16 protein-coding genes, 2 tRNA genes and 2 pseudogenes are annotated in these 22463 nt (G+C 61.6%); 14 read left to right on the top strand and 6 right to left on the bottom strand.

Annotated elements, in window-relative coordinates; translation table 11 throughout:
- Positions 1 to 29: 29 nt before the first annotated feature.
- On the bottom strand, positions 30 to 854 hold the full coding sequence (gene hpnD, locus BWP39_RS07815; RefSeq protein WP_096718689.1) for a presqualene diphosphate synthase HpnD: 825 nt from the start codon (positions 852 to 854) through the stop codon (positions 30 to 32).
- A gap of 261 nt (positions 855 to 1115) precedes the next feature.
- On the opposite strand from hpnD, the gene BWP39_RS07810 reads away from it, so the two are divergent.
- Positions 1116 to 1202 (top strand) — tRNA-Leu (locus BWP39_RS07810).
- Between the two features lie 149 nt (positions 1203 to 1351).
- On the opposite strand, the gene BWP39_RS07805 is transcribed toward BWP39_RS07810, so the two are convergent.
- On the bottom strand, positions 1352 to 1651 hold the full coding sequence (locus tag BWP39_RS07805; protein ID WP_096718687.1) for an addiction module antidote protein: 300 nt from the start codon (positions 1649 to 1651) through the stop codon (positions 1352 to 1354).
- A gap of 2 nt (positions 1652 to 1653) precedes the next feature.
- Positions 1654 to 1953: a type II toxin-antitoxin system RelE/ParE family toxin gene (locus BWP39_RS07800; protein WP_096718685.1), complete on the bottom strand. Its 300-nt coding sequence runs from the start codon at positions 1951 to 1953 to the stop codon at positions 1654 to 1656.
- 251 nt (positions 1954 to 2204) lie between these two features.
- On the opposite strand from BWP39_RS07800, the gene BWP39_RS07795 reads away from it, so the two are divergent.
- The 5 genes from BWP39_RS07795 (at position 2205) to BWP39_RS07775 (ending at position 10179) form a co-directional block, all read left to right on the top strand.
- Positions 2205 to 2468, top strand: a complete 264-nt coding sequence (locus BWP39_RS07795) for a DUF4148 domain-containing protein (RefSeq protein ID WP_096718683.1) — start codon at positions 2205 to 2207, stop codon at positions 2466 to 2468.
- A gap of 657 nt (positions 2469 to 3125) precedes the next feature.
- Entirely contained in the window at positions 3126 to 3875 is a 750-nt protein-coding gene (locus tag BWP39_RS07790) for a class II aldolase/adducin family protein (RefSeq protein WP_096719649.1), read from the top strand.
- Between the two features lie 7 nt (positions 3876 to 3882).
- On the top strand, positions 3883 to 4869 hold the full coding sequence (locus BWP39_RS07785) for a 2-dehydropantoate 2-reductase (protein WP_096718681.1): 987 nt from the start codon (positions 3883 to 3885) through the stop codon (positions 4867 to 4869).
- 589 nt (positions 4870 to 5458) lie between these two features.
- A complete protein-coding gene (locus BWP39_RS07780) occupies positions 5459 to 8842 on the top strand; it encodes a DUF2339 domain-containing protein (protein WP_096718679.1) in 3384 nt (1127 codons plus the stop codon).
- Entirely contained in the window at positions 8839 to 10179 is a 1341-nt protein-coding gene (locus BWP39_RS07775) for a DUF3999 domain-containing protein (RefSeq protein ID WP_096718677.1), read from the top strand. The genes BWP39_RS07780 and BWP39_RS07775 overlap by 4 nt, the downstream gene beginning before the upstream one ends.
- A 59-nt stretch (positions 10180 to 10238) precedes the next feature.
- On the opposite strand, the gene BWP39_RS07770 is transcribed toward BWP39_RS07775, so the two are convergent.
- Positions 10239 to 10712, bottom strand: coding sequence for a MarR family winged helix-turn-helix transcriptional regulator (locus tag BWP39_RS07770; RefSeq protein WP_096718675.1), 474 nt, complete (start codon positions 10710 to 10712; stop codon positions 10239 to 10241).
- Between the two features lie 64 nt (positions 10713 to 10776).
- Positions 10777 to 11922: a glycerate kinase gene (locus tag BWP39_RS07765; protein ID WP_096718673.1), complete on the bottom strand. Its 1146-nt coding sequence runs from the start codon at positions 11920 to 11922 to the stop codon at positions 10777 to 10779.
- A gap of 458 nt (positions 11923 to 12380) precedes the next feature.
- Between BWP39_RS07765 and tig the strand changes: the two genes are divergently transcribed.
- From tig to BWP39_RS07730, 7 genes and pseudogenes are all read left to right on the top strand, one after another.
- Positions 12381 to 13727, top strand: coding sequence for a trigger factor (tig, locus tag BWP39_RS07760; protein WP_096718671.1), 1347 nt, complete (start codon positions 12381 to 12383; stop codon positions 13725 to 13727).
- Positions 13728 to 13981: 254 nt separating this feature from the next.
- The gene (gene clpP / locus BWP39_RS07755) at positions 13982 to 14635 is read left to right on the top strand and encodes an ATP-dependent Clp endopeptidase proteolytic subunit ClpP (protein ID WP_091016575.1); all 654 of its coding nucleotides are present in this window, start codon (positions 13982 to 13984) and stop codon (positions 14633 to 14635) included.
- 200 nt (positions 14636 to 14835) lie between these two features.
- Positions 14836 to 16107: an ATP-dependent Clp protease ATP-binding subunit ClpX gene (clpX, locus tag BWP39_RS07750; RefSeq protein WP_091016577.1), complete on the top strand. Its 1272-nt coding sequence runs from the start codon at positions 14836 to 14838 to the stop codon at positions 16105 to 16107.
- A gap of 179 nt (positions 16108 to 16286) precedes the next feature.
- Complete coding sequence (gene lon, locus BWP39_RS07745; protein WP_096718669.1) at positions 16287 to 18713, top strand: endopeptidase La; 2427 nt, start codon at positions 16287 to 16289, stop codon at positions 18711 to 18713.
- A 347-nt stretch (positions 18714 to 19060) separates the two neighbouring features.
- A complete protein-coding gene (locus BWP39_RS07740) occupies positions 19061 to 19333 on the top strand; it encodes an HU family DNA-binding protein (RefSeq protein ID WP_091016581.1) in 273 nt (90 codons plus the stop codon).
- An 86-nt stretch (positions 19334 to 19419) separates the two neighbouring features.
- A tRNA-Val gene (locus BWP39_RS07735) sits at positions 19420 to 19495 on the top strand.
- A gap of 133 nt (positions 19496 to 19628) precedes the next feature.
- Positions 19629 to 19823: pseudogene (locus BWP39_RS07730) on the top strand (DDE-type integrase/transposase/recombinase); the annotation flags it as partial.
- A 277-nt stretch (positions 19824 to 20100) separates the two neighbouring features.
- Here the strand turns inward: BWP39_RS07730 and BWP39_RS32270 are convergent.
- Positions 20101 to 20475, bottom strand: a pseudogene (locus tag BWP39_RS32270) (IS5/IS1182 family transposase); the annotation flags it as partial.
- 430 nt (positions 20476 to 20905) lie between these two features.
- On the opposite strand from BWP39_RS32270, the gene BWP39_RS07725 reads away from it, so the two are divergent.
- Positions 20906 to 22463, top strand: a 1558-nt coding sequence (locus BWP39_RS07725) for a condensation domain-containing protein (protein ID WP_133116839.1), incomplete at its 3' end; no start/stop codon positions are given.

Genomic DNA, 22463 nt, shown 5'->3' with positions numbered 1-22463 from the left:
TGACGAGTCGAAGGTGCGATGTGTAATCGCTATGCAGCACGCCACGCAATCCACAGCTTGCGGATCGGCGTGAGTGCGATGCGCTGATGCAGCACCTGATAACCGTCGCGTTCGATCTCGTCGAGCAACGCTAGCGCCAGCGCGACGAGTGCGCGCAACGTCCGCTGCGTGCGGTGCTCCTGAGCGGGAAGGTTGGCGAACGCCTCGCGTAACGCGTTGCGTGCGCGGTCGGTCTGAAAGCGCATCAGCTCCGTGAACGCATCGCTGTAGCGCCGGTTGATCAGATCGGCGGCGGTCACGTTGAAGCGCTGCATCTCGTCGATTGGAATATAGATGCGACCGTGCCGGGCATCGTCGCCCAGCTCGGCGACGATCTGCGCGAGCATCAGCGCGTTGCCGAGCGGCGCGGCCCACGTCGATGCCTGGGCAGGATCGACGGCGCCCGCGCGCGCAACCATCGACGCAAACGTGCCGCCGACGCTTTCTAAATACCGCCGCAGGTTCGGATAGTCGAGATAGCGGGCCTGGTCCAGGTCCATTTCGAAGCCGGCGAGCAGCGCCTCGAGCGCGGGCGCTTCTGCGGAAGCATCGCCGAGATGCGCCGCCAGCGCTTTCGACACCGGATGCGACGGCGCACCTGCAGCCAGCGAGGCCAGTTCCTTTTGCCACCAGGCGAGCCGCGTGCGACCGATGGTCGGGTCGCTGGTCTCTTTGACCGTCTCCTCGAACTCTCGACGCAACGCGAAGAGGGCAGTCAACAGGGGCTGGCGTGCGGCGGGGGCTCGACGGAGCGCGTAGTAGGTGCTCGATCCGGGCGGGGCCGCCTTTTGCTGGCAATAGTCGTCGAAATTCACTTGATGGGGCGTGTGGGGAAGCGGACGGGACGCGAGGCGTGTGGTCTATCGGTTGCCAGGCTTGGGCTACTTTGGCATGGCGGCCTCAGCGAGCGCGAAATTGTAGCACCGCGTCGCATGGGCACATGCAGACAAGCGGATGACGATCAGTTAGAATCTCGCGCTTACGCTTTCGGGTGCCGCTTCTACAAGAGTGCGCAGCCGCTGGCGAGGCAGACATCGGGTGGTGCGTGATCGGAACGTTGCGCGTATCGCCCGGCTGCGAGGATGGCGAAATTGGTAGACGCACCAGGTTTAGGTCCTGACGCTCGCAAGAGTGTGGGGGTTCGAGTCCCCCTCCTCGCACCATTAATTCCTTATGAATTAATGGTTGATATGTTTCCGGCTGTCGAAAATCACTATGAAATACGACGGCTTTCCACTATTTTTGCCACGGAATTTGCCACCATTTCTGGTGGGCTTCCCGGCGACCAGCCGGTGGTATAAGAGCAGCGGCTTTAAGTGTGTGCCGGTGTCGCGTGCAGCTCGAGGCCGAGCGCGCGGATTACCTTGATGATCGTCGCGAAGCTCGGATTCCCGTTTTCCGACAAGGCTTTGTACAGCCCTTCGCGCGAAATCCCCGTATCGCGCGCCAGTTGCGCCATGCCACGCGCACGCGCGATCACGCCGAGTGCATGTGCGAGGTATGCAGGGTCGTCGCCGCCTTCCAGAAGACAGGCCTCGAAGTATTCGGCCATGTCCTTTTCGGTCTTCAGGTGTTCGGCCGAATCCCACGGCCGCGTTTTGATCTTTTCCATGTTCACTCCAACTCGAGGTTCGGCAGCATTCTGTGTGCTGCCTTGATATCTGCTGTCTGCGTCGATTTGTCGCCGCCACACAGCAGAATCACCAGGACCGCGCCGCGCTGTACGTAGTAGACGCGATAGCCGGGGCCGTGGTCGATCCGCAATTCTGTAATCGGCGAGCCGGCGGAATTCGTGTCGCCGGGGTTTCCCAACGCCAATCTGTCGATACGGGCCTGAATGCGGCGCCTGGCAATCCGGTCTTTCAGGCCGTCGAACCAGACGTCAAACGTCTCGGTGGTGCGGATATTCAACATGCGGAAAATGTAATCTATGGTTCACATATATGTCAACTGCAGATTACATATCCCTGTTGCCTGGAGGCCCGGCAGTGTGCGTCAATCAGCGCTTTTTTTGAACGATCCAGACTTCGATTGACATCATTTTAAGCAATAGTGATTTCCGGTTTAGGTGTTTACCCTATACGGGTATTTCCGTAGAATGCTTCCATCGATTCGTACCAGTACGCGTGCGACGCCATACAAAACGATCTTCGGAGGTATCAACCGTGAAGTCTCTGTTCGAAGCAATTGCCATCGCTGTCCTGATCACCGTGCCCCTCGCTGCGTTCGCGCAGTCCAATCAGCCGCTGACGCGCGCCCAGGTCCGTGCGGACCTCGCTCGCCTGGAGAAGGCCGGTTACAACCCGAACGACTGGATGAACTATCCGGCCAACATTCAGGCCGCCGAAGCGCGCGTTGCCGCTGAGGATGCAGCAAAAGCGAGCGGTTACGGCTCGTCGACGAGCGGTTCTTCGCAAGCTGGTCAGTAAATGATGTAGCAGGGCGCGGCTGCCCGCTGCGCCCTTTGACCAATGGGCCCGCGCTTCTCTGGAGGCGCGGGCCCATTGTTTGTCTGCGATCCCGGTGCGGTGCCTCGAAACATCCGCGGATCCGGTCATCGCATGCGAAATTCCAGCAATGCGGCATAGCACGGAAATCTCCCGTTTTTACCGATGATGCCGGCTCGAAGCACGGTACGAAGGCGTTTTGTCTACGTATTGTGCATTTTTACCGTTGCTTCGATGCAACATGAAAAGATGTCCGTATTTATACCCGTTGCTGTGAAATTGCTTGCCATGCAATCTCCTATTGCCTTCCGAGGGCTACGGGCATCAGGAAAAGAAGCGTAAAGCCGTTCCGCCCAGATTGCTGCACCCGGCGTTCGAGAGAAGCGAAAACGCACCTCGACGCACATCAAGCCCGCTTATGCGGGCTTTCTTTTTTTGCAGCATCGATCTGATGTTTGCTGTTGCTGCCCGGTGATCATGTGTTTGCCCGACCGTGCCGGTGGCCCGCCAATCTCGTTGCGCGCGCAACTAGATCTGCCGATTGGGTAGAATGGCGAGGCTGGCCATCCGTTGCCCGCCATCAAGAACCAGGAGAGCGCCGTGCAAGCAGTCGACACCCCTCATCCCGAGACTGCCGCGTTGTCAGATACCGCGGACGTAGCACAAACCGAGCGCGCATTGCGCATTCAGCTGGCCGGCACCTATCGCATCTTTGCGATGCTCGGCTGGAGCGAGTTGATCTACAACCACATCACGCTGCGTGTGCCCGGCCCGCAGACCCACTTTCTGATCAATCCGTTCGGCTTGCACTACACCGAGGTCACCGCATCGAATCTGGTCAAGATCGATCTGGAGGGTCGTGTGATCGGCGAGTCTGCTTATCCGGTGAATCCGGCGGGCTTCGTGGTGCACGCGGCAATTCATCGTGCGCGGCCCGACGCACATTGTGTGATGCACACGCATACGACCGCCGGCCTTGCCGTTGCATGTTCGCAGGCGGGGCTCGAGAACTCGAACTTCTATTCGGCGCAACTGGACGGCATGGTCGCGTATCACGACTTCGAGGGCATTACGATTCGCGCCGACGAAGGTCCGCGATTGCTTGCCGATCTCGGCGACAAGTCGCTGCTGGTGTTGCGCAATCACGGTCTGCTTGCGCTCGGCACGACGATTGCCCAGGCGTTCGCACGGCTCTGGACGCTCAACCGAGCCTGCGAAATCCAGCTTGCAACTGCGGCGCTCGGGCCGGCCCTCCGCATTCCGGACGACGTCGCGGCACGGTGCACGCGAGATTCGCTGCAGTTCGATCCGCGTCACGGCGCAGGCCGCGATGTGCTGGACGCGTTGCTGCGGCAGGTCGACCGGATCGCCCCTTCCTATCGCGATTGAGGTACGTATGAATCAGCATTCTCCTCGTACGACCATTGTGGGCGCCGGCGCGATAGGCAGCCTGATTGCGGCCGCGCTCGCGCGTGCTGGACACACGGTCAGCGTGCTCGCCCGCGGCAAGACACTTGAGGCAATCCGCGCGAACGGTATCCGCGTGATCGACGGGGCCAGCCAGTCGAGCGCAGCGGTCGCGGCAAACGACGATGCCGCTGCGCTCGGTGTACAGGACTTCGTTGTCGTCGCGCTGAAGGCACAGGTGCTGCCGACAATCGCCACGAGCCTGCGTCCACTCGTAGGACCGCATACCGTGATCGTCGCTGCGATGAACGGCTTGCCCTGGTGGTTTCTCAATGGTGCAACGGGCGCGCTCGCTGGCGAGCACATCGAAGCGGTCGATCCGGCCGGCGTGGTCTCGGCGGCGTTGCCGCCTGCGCAGTCGATCGGTTGCGTCGTGCACCTGTCGTCCTCTACCGATGAACCTGGTGTCGTGCGTCGCGGGCGCGGCAACCGGCTGATCGTCGGTGCCGTTCATCAGGCGCTGGCGGAGCGCACGCGATCGTTCGCCACATCGCTCAAGGAAGGGGGCTTCGATGTCGAGGAGCCGGATGATATCCGCACGGAGATCTGGGCGAAGCTGTGGGGCAACATGAACATGAATCCACTGAGCGCGCTTACTGGTTCGACGGCGGATCGTCTGCTGGACGATCCGTACACGCACGCGCTCGTGCTGCGGATGATGGAAGAGGCCGATGCGATCGGTGGGCAACTGGGGTTGTCGACCGGCATGAGCGCGCCGGCGCGTGTCGCAGTTACGCGTGAACTCGGTGCGTTTCGCACATCGATGCTGCAGGATTTCGAAGCGGGGCGCGCGCTGGAAATCGGACCGATCCTCGGTGTGTTTCCCGAACTCGGGCGCCGGTTGAATGTGCCCACGCCGTTTTGCGACGCAGTGCTGGGTTTGCTACGGCAGCGCGCCGCGAATAGCGGACTTTGAAGCCGGACTTTGACGCGATGCGTTCGAGATGCAAGCCCGCGAAAGCGGGCTTTTTTATGGCTTGTGAAGTACCTCCGTATCCGGCCCGAGGATCAGCCTGAAAATTCACCGTACAGGTTTATTCCGCTACCAAAGAATCCATCGAAGCGCTCGCTAAAACCCGATATGGACGTTTCCGATTAAATCGGTCATATTCTGCGCACGAGAGACGGGGGCGTTCAAACATGATTACGCCGGGTTCTCCGCGGTGAGTCACGATCGAACACGTAAGAGCAACGTTGAATAATGCGTGCAATCACGGAGGTGACCCGTCCATGCAGAAATCATTCAACAACCGGATCCCTGGTTTCACACTGTCCATACCGCTGTGCTTTGCGCGTTGATTTCACATTAAGCGTTACGCATGCCTACCTGCATGCATGTGCAGTTCGAACAGTGTCAATCGAATTTTAATTTCAGTATTCGACCGGCAACTTCGTTCTTAACGGGGTGGATCCATGCCGAGAACTGAAAACAGGGTTGACCGGATATATCGAGCTCCGGCATATCAACCGGCCCATACAGAAGTAGCCGGCAAAGGGGAGAGGGAATGATCTGGGTTCTGGGTGTGATCGGCTTCGTGATCGGCGTCGCGGTGGGATTCGTGAACGACTGGTGGATCTTTGGCTGCGGGGTCGCTGGTGCAATAGTGGGTGCGGGGGCAGGCGGTCTGCTATCCAGCAGGAAACCGCGGACCAGTCAGGCGGCTGGACAAGCGCCGGGGCCGGCTACAGCATCGGCCGCTGCGCCGCCCGCATCTGACGACAGGACCGGCGCGGATTCACTAGCGGGGCGCGTCGAGCGGCTCGAGTGGGAGGTTTCCACACTCAAACGTGAGCTTGCACGGCTGCGCGGACAGCCTGATGTTGCTGCCGAGAGCAACGTTGCGCCCGTGCCGCGACCGCTGGATACCAGACCTCTCGCGATTCCACCCGTTACTGCGGCCGCGACGAGCGCTGCGCCGCTTCCCGGACACGAGACTGCGTTGCCTGCGCAACTGCCTACCGCAGACAGCGGGTCGATCGTGCCGGCATCGGCATCAACATCCGCAGCGACAGACAAGCCGCCGGTCGCGAAACCGGTTACCGCACCGGCCGAACCACCCAAGCCGCCGCAGCCACCCCAGCCACCAGTCCCGCGCGAGCCCGACTTCATCGAACGCCTGTTCAAGGCAGGCCGCGACTGGCTGGTCGGCGGCAATACGGTCGTGCGTGTCGGCATGATCGTGCTGTTTTTCGGCCTCGCATTCCTGCTCAAATACGCCGCCGATAACAACATGCTGCCGATCGAGTTTCGTCTCGCCGGCGTGGCGCTCGCTGCGACAGCGTTGCTCGTGATCGGCTGGCGCGTCGGCGATCGCCGTGGCGCGTATGGGCTCGTGTTGCAGGGTGGCGGCGTCGGTGTGCTGTATCTGACCGTGTTCGCCGCGACCAAGCTCTATCACCTGTTGCCTGCCGGCGCGGCGTTTCCGTTGATGGTCGCGATATGCGCATTGAGTGCGTTCCTTGCGGTTCGCCAGGATGCACGCGCGCTTGCCTTCATGGGCAGCGCAGGCGGCTTTCTCGCACCGATATTGCTGGCGAGCGGCGGCGGTAGCCACGTGCTGCTGTTCAGTTACTACGCGTTGCTGAACGCGGGCATCTTTGCGATCGCGTGGTTCAAGGCGTGGCGGCCGCTCAACCTTCTTGGTTTCGTCTTCACGTTTTCGATCGGCACGGCATGGGGCGTGACGGCCTACCATCCCGGGTTGTTCGCGAGCACCGAGCCGTTCCTTATCCTGTTCTTCCTGATGTACGTGGGCATCGCGTTGCTCTACGCGGTGCATCGCGAGCTTGCGTTGAAGCACTACGTCGACGGGACGCTCGTGTTCGGCACGCCGGTCGTCGTCATGGGTTTGCAGGCCGCGCTGCTCAAGGATGTCGAGTTCGGTCTCGCATGGAGCGCGGTGGGGTTCGCCGCGTTCTATCTGGTAGTGGCGGCATGGTTGATGCGCCGGCGCGACCGGCTCGAACTGCTGTTCGAGGCGATGCTCGCGCTCGCCGTCATCTTTGCGACGCTCGCGATACCGCTCGCGTTCTCCGGTCCGACCACCAGTGCCGCCTGGGCGATCGAAGGCGCGGCGATCGTGTGGCTCGGCGTACGTCAGCGACGGCTCGCGCCGTTCTGTTTCGGCATTGCGATGCAGATTGCCGCGGCCGGCGCATTCGTCACCGGGCTGGCGATCGATACGCCGACGCACGGACTGCCGGTCCTCAACAGCGCCTACATCGCGACACTGCTGATCGCACTGGGCGGTCTGTTCACGGGCTGGTGGTTGCACGGACGCGCCGAAGCGCGCGCATGGCACGACTGGATGCCGCAGATCGGTCTTGCGGCAGCAGCGTGGGGACTTGCGTGGTGGATCGGCGGGGGTGTCAACGAGATTCTCGCCTACATGCCGCAACAGGCAGCGCTGGGCAGCTATATGCGTCTCACGACCGAGGCCTTCGTACTCTTCGCGGTACTCACCGCGTGGCTTGCGCATGCGGCATGCGGAAGGCTCAAGTGGCCACTCGCCGAATGGCCCGCGCTCGCGTTGGCGCCCGTGCTATCGCTGCTGGTTTTCAGTGTGTTCTCGTTGAACCAGGCGCCGTTCGCGGCTTTCGGGTGGGGCGTATGGGTCGTTGCCGTGGTGGGTGCATACCTGCTGCTGTGGCGCGAGCAGCGCACGATCGGCGAGAAGATTCTTGCACCGCTGCATACGCTGATGTTCTGGAATGGCTGCGTGTTGCTCGCACTGGAAGGCTACTGGCGTCTGAGCAGCTACGTGCCTGAAGGCGCATGGAGCTGGAGTGCGTGGGCCTACGGATTCGGCTTGCTGCTTCTGCTGGTGGCCGGTGTGGGCCCGCGGGTGCGCTGGCCGATCGCACGGTTCGCGGCCGCGTATCAGGTGTGGGGCGCGGCGCCGCTCGCTGCGTTGCTGTGGGTGTGGAGTATCGCCAGTGTGACGAGCGACGGCAACGCGGCGCCGCTCTTCTGGCTGCCGATTCTCAACCCACTCGATGTCGCGCAGTTGCTGGCATTGATGGCAGTCGTGGTCTGGTTGCGTCGCCTCGCCGCGCTCGGTGTGCGCTGGCATCCGCGTGCCCTCGATTACGCGGCGCTCGCCACGCTGTTCCTGTGGTTCAACGCGCTGCTGCTGCGCACGCTGCATCATCGGTTCGGTGCAGCGTACGACGTCGACGCGGTGTTCGAATCGTTCGGTTATCAGCAGGTGTTTCTCGTCGGCTGGAGTGCGTTCGCGTTTGCGGGCCTATGGCTCGCACGACGCGACAGCATCGTGAGGCTGTGTGCGATCGCCTCGACGCCGCTCGTCGCCGTGATGTGGCTATGGACGTTCTACGCGAACCTCACACAGGACGGTGGCAGCTGGGGTCGCCTGCCGCTCCTCAATCCGCTCGATCTCGTGCAGGTCGTGATCTACGGTATCGCCGCACTGTGGCTCGTACGCGTGAATCGCCTCGGTGTGCCGGTGCGCAACTATCGGTTGCCGCTGCAGATTGTTGTCGGTGCAACCGCGTTCCTGTGGCTCAACACGATGCTGCTGCGCACGTTGCATCACTGGACTGGCATCCCGTACGAGTTCGACGCGATGGCGCAATCGACGCTCGTGCAGGCTTCGGTATCGGTATTCTGGACGGTGTGTGCGCTCGCGACGATGATCTGGGCCACGCGCAGCGCGACGCGTACGCTGTGGTTCGTCGGCGCTGGACTGCTGGCGCTGACGGTGGTCAAGCTGTTCCTGTTCGATCTGTCGCACGTCACGGGCATTGCGCGCATCGTGTCGTTCATCGGCATCGGCGTGATGCTGTTGCTGATCGGTTATTTCTCGCCGCTGCCACCTAAACGCGCGGTGCGGGCCGAGAGCGGAGAAATCGGAGAAGGTCGTCAATGAAGCGTTTTGTTGCCATGTTGATGCTGGGGGCGCTGTCCTCGTGGGCCGCCGCGGACACGGATCATTTCGCGCAGCGGTTCGCGCTCGACCTCGACGGTAATGCTGCGTACTACGCGGTGACGTTGCCCGATGTCGTCTACGCGGCGAGCCAGCGTACCGATCTCGGCGACGTGCGCGTGTTCAACGGTGCAGGGGAGCCGGTGCCGTATTCGCTCGATGGGCGTCGTGCAGCCGCGCCGGTGCCGACGCTGCATGCGGTGAAATGGTTCGCGCTGCCGATGCCCGATGCAACGGCACCAACGGCTGCGCTCGGTGTAACGATCGCGTCGGACGGCTCGCTACGCGCCGCGCCGGCCACGAAAGCCGCCGATGCTGCTGCGGGCACGCAGGCCGATCTGATTGATCTTGGCCGGCTCGACGGCAGTGCCGACGCGCTGCAGGTTCATCTGGGCAACGACAGTTACCAGGGGCGCGTGAGCGTCGACGCCAGCGCCAATCTGCGCGACTGGCAGGCATTGCCCGATGCGCAGTTGCTCAAGGTTGGCCATGACGGCGACACGCTGACCCAGGAGCGGATTGCACTCGACGGTTTGCGCGTGCGCTATGTTCGTCTGCACTGGCTCGATCGTGCGCCGCAGATTGCATCGATCGATGTCGTCGTGCAGGCGGGCGACGCGGCGGCAACGGCGGATGCAAATGCACCGCGTCAGTGGCGCGAAGGAGTCGCGGCGAAGCCTGGGGCCGCAGCGGGCGAGTATCTTTTCGACACCGGCGGTGCGTATCCGGTAGACCGGCTGCGCCTGAATCTGCCGCAACCGAACACGGTCGCGCACGTGTCGATCTACTCGCGGCCCGATGCGCAGACGCCTTGGCGCGAGCTCGCGCAGGCGACGCTGTATCGCTTGCATGGCGCGACTGGCGAACAGGTCAACCCACCGCTCGACGTAGAAGCGGATTCGGATCGCGAATGGCGTGTGGCAGTCGATATGCGCAACGGCGGACTCGGCGCGGGTGCATTGACCGTCGCTGTAGGCTGGCGCCCCGCCGTGCTGACGTTCGTGGCGCGCGGCGAGGCGCCGTTCACGCTGGGCGTGGGTAACGGCGCGCTGACCTCGGTGGCCGCGAAACGTGAAGACATCGTGATCGACGAATCATCCAGCACCGCGTCCGCGCGGGTGGGCGCCGCGCTGCCCGCGTTGCCGCGGGACGCGTCCGCGCCGCCTGCCGCAGACAGCGACGCCAGACGTCGTTACGTACTGTGGGCGGCGCTGATTCTCGCAGTCGGGTCGCTCGGCGCGATAGCCTGGCGGTTGGCTCGAGGCGCCAGCCGCGGATAACAGATGGGCGCTAACAGGCGAACGAAGAGAAACGAGCGCCGGATTTCCCGGCGCAGCCGTTATGCGCGCGCCTCGACCTCACCCGCCATGCGGGCGAGCGCGCTTTCGATTGCCTTGTCCAGCGCCTGACTGAGCAGCACCTTCTCTTTTTCATCGAGGCAGTCGAAGAAATCCTCGTTCCACTTGCGCGCGATCGGCATCACCTTGCGGTACAGAGCCCGGCCTTCGGTGGTGAGCGACACCAGTACGACGCGCCCGTCATCGTCGCTAGCTTCGCGCTGCACGAGGCCCTGTTTGATCAGCGCCTCAGCGGCGCGGCTCGCCTGGCTCTTGTCGAGATTCGCGTGACGTGCGAGATCCATGATCGAGAACGGTCCGAACGATCCCACCGAGGCGATCACGCGCGCTTCGGGCACCGTGATGCCGAGCTTCGCCTGATACCGTTCGCCGATGCCGCGCTCGGAGAGTTTATTCAGTACGTGCAGGCGGTATGTCAGAAACTGGTCGAGTCCGGCTTTGTCGGCGGCCTTCATGGTCTTCCCTGTAGTAGGTGGATGCGGCTTGGCGGTGTGATTGTTGCCGCATCCGTCGACCGGGTCAACGCGTGCCGTACTTCAGGCGGGTCAGTTGCTCGGCTTCGTTGGCGAGCAGCGTCGCGGCATCGCGGATCGCGACCTCGAGTGTGATTGGACCGGGCGCCGGCGAGAAGCAACCGCTGAAATGCTCGGCGAGTCGCGGCAATGCGGCCGGATCGACCGCACCGGAGAGCAGGGTGGCGGGCACCTGCGCTGCCTGCGCATGACGGCACGCGATGAACGGCGCCTTGCCATGCAGCGTCTGCACGTCCGAGCGGCCTTCGCCGGTGATCAACCAGTGCGCGCCGTCGAGTGCGGCATCGAGACCGATCTGCCGCGCGACGACTTCCGCGCCCGGTTCGAACTGTGCGCCCAGCATGCGCAGCGCGAAGCCCAGGCCGCCGGCCGCGCCCGCACCGGGTTCGTCGCGTGCGGTGCGGTTCAGCGCCGGCTCGAGCAGATCGGCGAAGTGCGCGAGCGCGGCATCGATGGGCGCGATCTGTTCCGGTTGCACGCCCTTTTGCGGACCGAACACGGCGGTGGCGCCATGTTCGCCGGTAAGCGGATTGTCGACGTCGGACATGCCGATAAAGGTCGCCTCAGCCACCCGCGGATCGAGTTGCGACGCGTCGACTCGCGCGAGCCGCGCGAGCTGGGCCGGCGTCGGCTCCAGTGTCTCGCCTTGCGCGTCATACAGCTTCAGACCGAGCCCGACGAGCAGGCCGGCGCCGCCGTCGTTGGTACTGCTGCCACCGAGCGCGACGAAGAAACGTCGCACGCCTGCGTCGAGCAGGGCGAGGATCGCTTCACCCATGCCGCGTGTGCTGCGTGCTTCGACAGGCACGCCCATGCCGACCGGATCGGTGATGCCGACCACCTCCGCGGTTTCGACAATTGCGCTGCCGTCCACCAGCACGCCGACCGTCGCATCGCGCAACGGGCCTGCCGCGCCTCGCACCGACACGATGCGTCGCTCGCCACCCTGCGTGAGCATGGCGTCGAGCGTGCCTTCGCCGCCGTCGGCCATCGGGCAGATCCGCACGACCGCGTCGGGACGGGCCCGGCCAATACCGGTGGCGATCGCCTGGGCGACCTGCTCGGCGCTCAGCGAACCTTTGAACGAATCGGGAGCGATAATGACGACGGGCGCGGACTGCGGACTGGGCATGGTGTCTCGAAGGTCTCTGGAGGGTTGAAATCGTGACGTGGCACGCGATGATCTTGCGCGTGCAGCGCGCCCGCTAGCTTATCAGCATGCCGCACGCCGCTGAATATGTGGGACGGCATGACCAGCATGGGGCGGTGGCCGAGTGATCGCTGAGTGGTCCATGCGTCGCCAAAGCAGGAAAAGTCCGCCGGAACGGCCCGAAATTGGGCGGGAAAGCAGACAAAAAGCCCGCCAAACATCGATTCCCAGTTAGGCGCGCGAATAGTTTGCTAAAATATTCGGCTCTTTTGACCCAAACCGTGCTGCAGGCGGCCTGAGAGCCCGCGGCCGATTGCTCCTGGGGGCAACCCCACCCAGGTGGCGTTCAGACAGGGCGCGCATCGGGCCCGGACGAACCTCGACAGACGGCACGGCAAAGATAACTGATTCGCTCGAATAATTTTAGGACGATTGAAGCCATGGCTAACGTTGTTGAAAACCTCGGCAAGCTCGAACGCCGTGTGACGATTTCCCTGCCGAAAGACACCGTGCAGAAGGAAGTGGATTCCCGTATCCGTCAGCTTGCAAAGAACGTGCGGATGCCGGGCTTCCGGCCGGGCAAGGTGCCGCTCAAGATGGTCACCCAGCAATACTCGGGTCAGGTGGAAGCCGAGGTTCTGAGCGACAAGGTCGGCAAGGAATTCTTCGACATCAGCCGCGCGGAAAACCTGCGCGTGGCCGGTCAGCCGAGCTTCGCCCCGAAGGTCGACGCACCGGAAAGCGACTACGCTTTCGACGCCACCTTCGAGGTGTATCCGGAAGTGAAGCTGGGCGACGTCGCCACGGCTGAAATCGAACGCACGAAAACCACCATCAGCGAAGCCGAAATCGACCGTACGCTCGACATCCTGCGCAAGCAACGCGTGCACTACCACGCACGCGGCGAAGCGGGCGAGCATGGCGACGGCGGTGCCGACACCGCAGCGAAAGACGGCGACCGCGTCACGGTGGACTTCGTCGGCAAGATCGACGGTGAAGTGTTCCAGGGCGGTAGCGCTGAAGACTTCGCGTTCGTGCTCGGCGAAGGTCGCATGCTGCCGGAATTCGAAAAGGCAGCGGTTGGCCAGAAGGTCGGCGAAGCGCGCGAGTTCGACCTGACGTTCCCCGAGGACTATCACGGCAAGGATGTCGCCGGTAAGACCGCGCAGTTCACGATCACGATGAAGAAGATCGAGTGGCCGCATCTGCCGGAAATCGACGCGGAATTCGCGAAGTCGCTGGGTATTGCGGACGGCGATCTGACGAAGATGCGCGCTGAAATCAAGGACAACCTCGAGCGTGAAGCGAAGCGCCGCATGCAGTCCATCGTGAAGAACCAGGTGATGGACGCGCTCTTGAAAATCTCCGAACTCGACGTGCCGAACGCGCTGATCGAACAGGACCAGCAGCGTCTCGTCGAAATGGCGCGCCAGGACCTCACGCAACGTGGCGTGCCGAACGCTGAAACCGCGCCGATTCCTGCTGAAATGTTCAAGGAGCAGGCTGAGCGTCGCGTCAAGCTCGGCCTCGTGCTGGCCGAACTCGTGAAGGCGAACGAACTGCAGGCGAAGCCGGAACAGATCCGCGCCGAAGTCGACGAATTCGCGAAAAGCTACGAGGACCCGAAGGAAGTCGTCCGCTGGTATTATTCCAACCAGCAGCGCCTTGCCGAGATGGAAGCGTACGTCGTGGAAGCCAACGTCGTCGATTTCGTGCTCGAGAAGGCCAGGGTGACGGACAAGGAAGTGAGCTTCGAAGAACTGGCAAGCGCGACCGCGCAAGCGTAAGCATCGCTGAAACGGCGTGCCGGCTGTCGGAGCAGACAGTCTGCACGCCGTTTTTTCAGGTTGCGTGTGCTGGGTTGCTGTCATGTCCGCCGCAGTGTTTGCGGCGTTTGCGAAGCAGGTCCGCAGCGGGTATCGGAGTCGAGCGGTCGTGCGGTTTCGTGTACTTGAATACGGCGTTACCGGACCCACCTCGGACTCACTTCGCACTCACCTGTCCAGTCCCGAACAGATATTCCCAGACAAGGATCCATTGCATGACCTTTCGCGCCCAAATGCTGGACACGTTGACTTCCCAGTCGTCGCGGGATCTCGAAGCACAGGCGCTCGGCCTCGTGCCGATCGTCGTGGAGACGAGCGGTCGCGGCGAGCGTTCGTATGACATCTACTCGCGGCTGCTGAAAGAGCGCCTCGTGTTCCTCGTCGGTGAAGTGAACGACCAGACGGCGAATCTCGTCGTCGCACAGTTGCTGTTTCTCGAAAGCGAGAATCCGGACAAGGACATCAATTTCTACATCAACAGCCCGGGCGGTTCGGTTTCGGCGGGCATGGCGATCTACGATACGATGCAGTTCATCAAGCCTGACGTGTCGACGCTGTGCATGGGGCTCGCGGCCAGCATGGGCGCGTTCCTGCTGGCAGCTGGTGCGAAGGGCAAGCGGTTCGCATTGCCCAATTCGCGCGTGATGATTCACCAGCCGCTCGGCGGCGCACGTGGTCAGGCATCGGACATCGAAATCCAGGCGCGCGAAATCCTGTACCTGAAGGAGCGCCTGAACGGTCTGCTCGCGCACCACACCGGCCAGCCGGTCGAACGGATTGCCCGCGACACCGACCGCGACAATTTCATGTCCGGTGAAGATGCGCAAGCGTACGGTCTCGTCGATCAGGTGCTGCACAAGCGCCCCTGACTGGTCGAACGGATTTGATCTGGCACGGGTTGCCCCGTTTTGGGGCGCCCGGCCGGAAAAAGCCGGCAAACCAGCGAATCCCGCCCTGAGCGCCCGCGGCCCACGCCGTTCCTGCCATTGCCCTGTCATCCCCGCCCTGACTGCGAGGGAGGGGCAAACGGCGTATCATGTCACTCGAGTGTCCGGAGGCTCATACATCTATGGCGGACAAAAAAGGTTCTAACAGCGAAAAGCTGTTGTATTGCTCGTTCTGCGGCAAGAGTCAGCATGAGGTCAAGAAACTCATTGCGGGCCCGTCGGTGTTCATCTGCGATGAATGTATCGACCTGTGCAACGAGATCATCCGCGATGAAGCGGCAGGCGCAGGTGTCGAGGCCGGGTTGTCGCGGTCCGATCTGCCGAGCCCGCAGGAAATCCGTGAAATCCTCGATCAATACGTGATCGGCCAGGAACGCGCGAAGAAGATTCTCGCGGTCGCGGTGTACAACCACTACAAGCGGCTCAAGCATCTCGAGAAGAAGGACGAAATCGAGCTGTCGAAGAGCAACATCCTGCTGATCGGCCCGACCGGTTCGGGCAAGACACTGCTCGCGCAGACGCTCGCACGCCTCCTGAACGTACCGTTCGTGATCGCCGATGCGACCACGCTGACGGAAGCGGGCTATGTCGGCGAGGACGTCGAAAACATCATCCAGAAGCTCCTGCAGAACTGCAACTACGAAGTCGACAAGGCGCAGCGCGGGATCGTCTACATCGACGAAATCGACAAGATCAGCCGCAAGTCCGACAACCCGTCCATTACCCGCGATGTATCGGGCGAAGGCGTGCAGCAGGCTCTGCTGAAGCTGGTCGAAGGCACGATGGCGTCGGTGCCGCCGCAAGGCGGGCGCAAGCATCCGAACCAGGACTTCATCCAGGTCGATACGACGAACATTCTGTTCATCTGCGGCGGTGCGTTCGACGGCCTCGAAAAGGTCATCGTCGACCGGACGGAAAAGACCGGGATCGGCTTCGGCGCGAGCGTGAAGAGCAAGCAGGATCGCGATGCGGGCGAAGTGCTGCGCGAAGTCGAACCGGAAGATCTGATCAAGTTCGGCCTGATTCCCGAGCTGATCGGCCGTCTGCCGGTCGTTGCGACCCTCGGCAAGCTCGATGAAGTCGCGCTGATGAAGATTCTCGTCGAACCGAAGAACGCGCTGGTGAAGCAGTATCACAAGCTGTTCAACATGGAACGGGTCGAGCTGGAAATTCGTCCGGCCGCGTTGCAGGCTGTGGCGCGCAAGGCGATTCGCCGCAAGACCGGTGCCCGTGGTTTGCGCTCCATCCTGGAACAGGCTTTGCTCGACGTGATGTACGACCTGCCGGCGATGAAAGGCGTCAGCAAGGTCATCATCGATGACAATGTCATCGACGGCGATGGAAAGCCCCTGCTGATCTACGAAGACGCGCCCAAGGTGGCAGGATCGAATTGATCGGCTTAAAGAGTTCCGGAAAAAAGCCGTTCATACGAGTGATGAACGGCTTTTTCGTTTATCTTGTGGTCAGGCAGTACTTTTTGTGGTCACTGAACTTTTCCCACCCGCGGAGGCTTGCAATCTTTTCTGCTGGCCTCAACTATCGAACGAACTGATTCCATTAATGGGGAAATGAAATGTCAGGAACCCAACTCCTCCCGCCGGAACGCATTACGCTCCCGCTGCTCCCGCTGCGCGACGTGGTGGTTTTCCCGCATATGGTCATTCCGCTCTTCGTAGGCCGGCCCAAGTCGATCAAAGCACTTGAAGTGGCAATGGAGGGCGGCAAGCACATCATGCTGGTTGCCCAGAAAACGGCGGCAAAAGACGAGCCGACCGAAAAAGACATGTACGAAGTAGGGTGTATCGCCAACATCCTGCAAATGCTGAAGCTGCCTGACGGCACCGTGAAGGTGCTGGTCGAAGGCCTGCAGCGCGCGAAGACGCTTTCCATCGAAGAACAGGAAACGCAGTTTTCGTGCGAAGTCATGCCGCTCGAACCCGACATTGCCGACAGCGCCGAAACTGAAGCGCTGCGCCGCGCCATCGTGTCGCAGTTCGATCAGTACGTGAAGCTGAACAAGAAGATCCCGCCGGAAATCCTGACCTCGCTGTCGGGCATCGACGAAGCCGGGCGTCTGGCCGACACGATCGCGGCGCATCTGCCGCTGAAGCTCGACCAGAAGCAGCACATCCTCGAAATGTTCCCGGTCATCGAACGGCTCGAGCATCTGCTCGCGCAACTCGAAGCCGAGATCGACATCCTGCAGGTGGAAAAGCGCATCCGTGGCCGTGTGAAGCGCCAGATGGAAAAGAGCCAGCGCGAGTACTACCTGAACGAGCAGGTCAAGGCGATCCAGAAGGAACTCGGCGAAGGCGAAGAAGGTGCGGATCTCGAGGAACTCGAGAAGCGCATCACCGCTGCGCGTATGCCGAAGGAAGCCAAGAAGAAAGCGGACGCCGAGCTGAAGAAGCTCAAGCTGATGTCGCCGATGTCGGCCGAAGCGACCGTCGTGCGCAACTACATCGATACGCTGATCGGCTTGCCGTGGCGCAAGAAGAGCAAGGTCAACAACGACCTCGCGAATGCGGAACGCGTACTCGACGAAGACCACTTCGGTCTCGAGAAGGTGAAAGAACGCATTCTCGAATATCTCGCGGTCCAGCAACGCGTTGAAAAGGTCAAGGCGCCGATCCTGTGCCTGGTTGGGCCTCCGGGTGTCGGCAAGACGTCGCTGGGCCAGTCGATTGCGCGCGCAACGAACCGTAAGTTCGTGCGTATGGCACTCGGCGGCGTGCGCGACGAGGCCGAAATTCGCGGCCATCGCCGGACGTACATCGGTTCGATGCCGGGCAAGATCCTGCAGAGCCTGACCAAGGTCGCGGTGCGCAATCCGCTCTTCCTGCTCGACGAAGTCGACAAGATGGGACAGGACTTCCGCGGCGATCCGTCGTCGGCCTTGCTCGAGGTGCTCGATCCCGAGCAGAACCATACGTTCGCCGACCACTATGTGGAAGTCGACTTCGACCTGTCGGACGTGATGTTCGTCGCAACGTCGAACTCGCTGAACATCCCGCCGCCGCTGCTCGACCGGATGGAAGTGATTCGTCTGTCGGGTTACACGGAAGACGAGAAGGTCAGCATCGCGCAGCGTTACCTGTTGCCGAAGCAGAAGAAGAACAACGGACTGAGCGCCGGCGAGATCGATGTCGCAGAGACGGCGATCCGCGACATCATTCGTTACTACACGCGCGAAGCCGGTGTGCGTTCGCTCGAGCGTGAAATCTCGAAGATCTGCCGCAAGGTCGTGAAGATGCTTCTGCTGAAGAAGGCGGAAGGCGCGGTGAAGGTCGACGGCAGCAACCTCGACACGTTCCTTGGTGTGCGCAAGTTCGACTTCGGTCTGGCCGCGAAGGAAAACCAGATCGGTCAGGTTACCGGTCTTGCGTGGACGGAAGTCGGTGGCGACCTGCTGACGATCGAAGCGGCGGAGATGCCTGGTAAGGGCAACGTGATTCGCACGGGTTCGCTCGGCGACGTGATGAAGGAATCCGTCGAAGCGGCGCGCTCGGTCGTGCGTTCGCGTTCGCGCCGTCTTGGCATCAAGGACGAAGCGTTCGAGAAGCGGGATATCCACATCCACGTGCCGGAAGGTGCGACGCCGAAGGACGGTCCGTCCGCCGGCGTGGCCATGACGACGGCGCTGGTGTCGGTGTTGACCGGCATCCCGGTGCGCGCGGATGTGGCGATGACCGGTGAAATCACGCTGCGTGGCGAAGTGCTGCCGATCGGTGGGTTGAAGGAAAAGCTGCTTGCGGCGCACCGTGGCGGTATCAAGCTGGTGCTGATTCCGGAAGAGAACGTCAAGGATCTGACGGAGATTCCGGATAACGTGAAGAACGCCATCGAAATCATGCCGGTCCGCTGGATCGACAAGGTGCTCGAACTGGCGCTCGAACGCACGCCGCAGCCGTTGCCCGAAGAAGAAGCGAAACCGGCAGCAGCTGCTCCGGTCGCCGAGCCGGCGAAGGATGCTGGCGCAAGCGAGTTCGTGAAGCACTGACGTTCAGGCAGTTTTCTGCCAGCAAAACCCGCGGCCTTGTCCGCGGGTTTTTTATTGCCCGAACGATTATCGACGCGCAAACGGGCGACTGCTGCACCATTTAATGGGTCGTCTTCGTCCGATGCGGTTTTCCGGTTGATCAGGTCGTTGCACACGCATCGACTCCGCGCAATATCCTGTCATGAAGCGGTACCGCGCCAGCCGGGCTTATCAGGCTCAACCCCGCTTGACACAAGGGTTTCGGCCCATTCTAATGAGTTGGCCCGGCGTTCTGTCGGGCCAAATGGATTCCTGTTCGGCGCTTTCTTGCGCTGTCACGATTACGCAAAACATTCTCGGGGGTTGGAATGAACAAAACGGAATTGATCGACCATATTGCGCAACAAGCCGACATCTCCAAAGCAGCGGCAGGACGCGCGCTCGATGCGGTGATCGGTGGTGTGAAAGGGACATTGAAGACGGGCGGTTCGGTCACACTGGTCGGTTTCGGTACGTTTGCCGTGGGCAAACGCACTGCACGTACCGGACGCAATCCGCGCACGGGCGCCGCGATCAAGATCAAGGCCGCCAAGGTACCCAAATTTAAGCCTGGCAAGGCGCTGAAAGATGCGCTAAACTAGCGGGCTCTTGTTACCTGATTGAACGATTTCAGCGCTGAGTGTTTTATTAGCGCGAATCAATCGGGTAGCGAGTGAAGTCGCGGGACGGGTGCTTAGCTCAGTTGGTAGAGCGGCGCCCTTACAAGGCGTAGGTCGGGAGTTCGAGCCTCTCAGCACCCACCAACCGTTTCGCGACCAGGCTTCCAGGCAGTTCCGCAGTGATCTGCTGTCGTACCCCGAAACCCGCGTGGCTATTTGCTCCGCGGGTTTTTTGTCGTTCTCGTCAGGCCCGGAGCGGCTATTGGACGGGCGAGACGCACGTCAAGATGCGGTCAATACTGAACAGACACCCACCAAAATCCGGCAGTGCAAGTACCTGAACAACATCGTCGAGCAGGTTCACGGTGCCGTCAAACTCATCGTCAAACTAATGATGCGTTTTAAGGCTTTTGGTTGCGCCCGCAACATCCTGTCAGGTATCGAGATCATGCACATGATCCGCAAAGAATAGAGTTAGGCGAAGAATGCAACGCGACTTTCCGTCACGTGGAATTTTTACTCGATTGTGACCTGAGGATTACTGATTATTTCAAGCTGAATTGTCTAGTCTATGCAATCGCGATGGAACCTGTGCCGCATACCCGTCGCGAGGCTCTCTCGTGGTGCGCATTGCACGCTCGTGGACGTTAGAACCTCTTTCAGACTTATGCAGGTTCAGCCTGAATTTGCATGACGTACCGGATTTCGTGGACAGACAGTCCCTTCGATCAATGTTCAAATGAAATCGCTTAGAAGCCGTTGCGAAATGAGTTGAGCAGGTGCGTTAGGCGGGTCCAGCGAATCAAGGTGCAAGCTGACGAGAGGAATGCCTCGTGAATATGGGCATGGTGTTGGTAGCGAATCTTCAAGTGTCGAAACGAGTGGCGCCAGGCAATCGTGTGCGCGACTTGCCAACGTGTTTTGCCAGGTCCGCTGCCATGGGGCGAACCGATCTGTGCGGGCAAGGGTGCGATGCCACGTTCACACAGATGGTGCCCGTGTGGCTCGGAACTGTCCCCCCAATCTCCCTGAGCGACTTGCGGCTTGTGTCGGCGCCATTCCCGAATACGCGGAATGGCCGGGGCCTGAGCATCGAGTTGCGCAGTGTCGTGTCGATTCGATGAGTGACGACCGTCGTCTATGCGCTCTTCAGACATTGCTTCCTGTCAGGCAAAACAAGGCACGAAGTTAACACCAGATCACGAAACCAGGGAACGGGCCGGCTCTGTCGATATTTCGAATGTTGCCGCTACGAGACTTCATCCCTTGACCTGTTCTCAAGGCGCAGTTTTTTTGCGGCTGCACCCGTTTGTTTCCGACTTGAACAGTCGCAGCGAGAGTCGCGGAACCTGGCGTTGCGTTCCTCAGTTGTCGACGAGGACGAAAGCTTGTTGATTGGTGTGCGGCTATCGATCGCTCCCAGATGAACGAAGGTATGTGAAGTCGTAGGGGCATGCAGGACGTCTGGTTTTTCATTTGCAGGTGCGACCTCAAGTGACCGAAATCCAGAGCGCATGCCAGGTGTTGTCTTATGACCTTAAGGAGCGTTGCCCTATGCCGTCAGTAAACCTCGTCGGTGAGACGGAGGGGGCATTGCGGCTGTTGCGAAATCTGGTTGCGCGCGAACTGGATCTGGCCACGGACGACGTACCCGTGGCACTGGATTACCTCAGCATGGGTTTTAGCTCGCGCGGCTTGATTGGATTGATCCAGCAACTGAGTCGTCTGCTGCGTACGAAGCTAAGCCCGTCACTCCTGTTTGACTATCGGACGCTGGCGGACTTTGCCGCCTATCTTGCTGAACATCATGCGGAGCAGCTAGCGGCTCTGGCGATGGAGCAAGCATCCTCCGATGTGCAAGAGGAGCGACCCGCACCACGTGCGCAAGCGGCCTTGAGCGAAGCGCAACGCGGTCTGTGGGCCTTGCAAAAAGCCTGGCCGCGGATGGCGGCCTACAACGTCCCACTGTGTCTGCGGTTGTCGTCCAGGGTGCAACGTGCACGCATGCTGGAAGCGTGCGCGTGGTTGTTGCGGCGCTGGCCGATGCTGGGTGCGTCGGTGCAGCGTGCGGACGGACGCCTTGTCATGCAGGCACAGCCGGGACATGACCTTGTCCTGGAAGAACACCATGCCGCGGACTGGAGCGAGGCGCAGCGACTGCGCTGGTTGCGCGAACGCGTCGAGCAGCCTTTCGATCTGGATGCGGGTCCCCTGTTGCGTGCGTATTGGCTAGGTGGCGGCGAGGGTAGCGAGAGTCGACTGCTCCTGGTGATTCATCACCTCGTCATCGACGCTGTGTCCGTTGGCATCTTGCTGGCCGGTCTGCGCAAGGCTTACGAGGACCTGGAGGCAGGGCGCAGCCTCGATGGCCCTGTTGATCATGCCGGCTATGGCGCTTTTGCCGCGGCCGAAGCTGAGAGGCTGGCTGACATCGATAGCGCGGCGTGTCTCAGCTACTGGCGCACGGCGTTGTCCGATGCACCGACGAGTCTGGAGCTGCCACTGGACCATCCACGCGGGGCCACCCCGGGCTTTGCTGGCCGCACGCTGCGCCATGAACTTCCGGCAGCACTGGGCGAAGCGGTGCAGGCCTGGTCGGCGCGGCACGGGGTGTATCCGTCGACGTTGCTGCTGGCCGTGTACCAGGGACTGCTGAGCCGTCACAGCGGACGCGACGACGTGGTGGTGGGCATGGCGCTGGACGAGCGCGATGCGTCGTGCGCGGGTCTGGTGGGGATGTTCGTGAACATGCTGCCGGTGCGCGCACAGGGGCTGGGCCAGCGCAGCTTCGTCGAGGAGGTGCAGGCGCTGCAGCGGCAGGTGGTGGACGCGATGGCGCACAGCTACCCGTTCGCAGCGCTGGTGCGCGAACTGGGCCTGAGCGGGGGCGAGGCGGCACCGCTGTTCCAGGCGGCGTACCTGTACCAGGACACGCTGGACACCCAGGCGCTGGCGGGGGTGGCCGACTGGACGTGGGAGGAGTCGCTGTACCAGGAAGGCGAGTACGAGCTGGTGCTGGAAGTGCGCCGGCGCGCGCAGGGCTACGGGCTGTACCTGAAGTACGACCCGACGCTGTGGGACGAGGCGACGCTCGCGCGCTGGCTGGGGCACT

It is taken from the genome of Paraburkholderia acidicola, assembly GCF_002362315.1.
GTDB lineage: Bacteria > Pseudomonadota > Gammaproteobacteria > Burkholderiales > Burkholderiaceae > Paraburkholderia > Paraburkholderia acidicola.
This window is presented reverse-complemented; position numbering and strand designations above follow the sequence as displayed.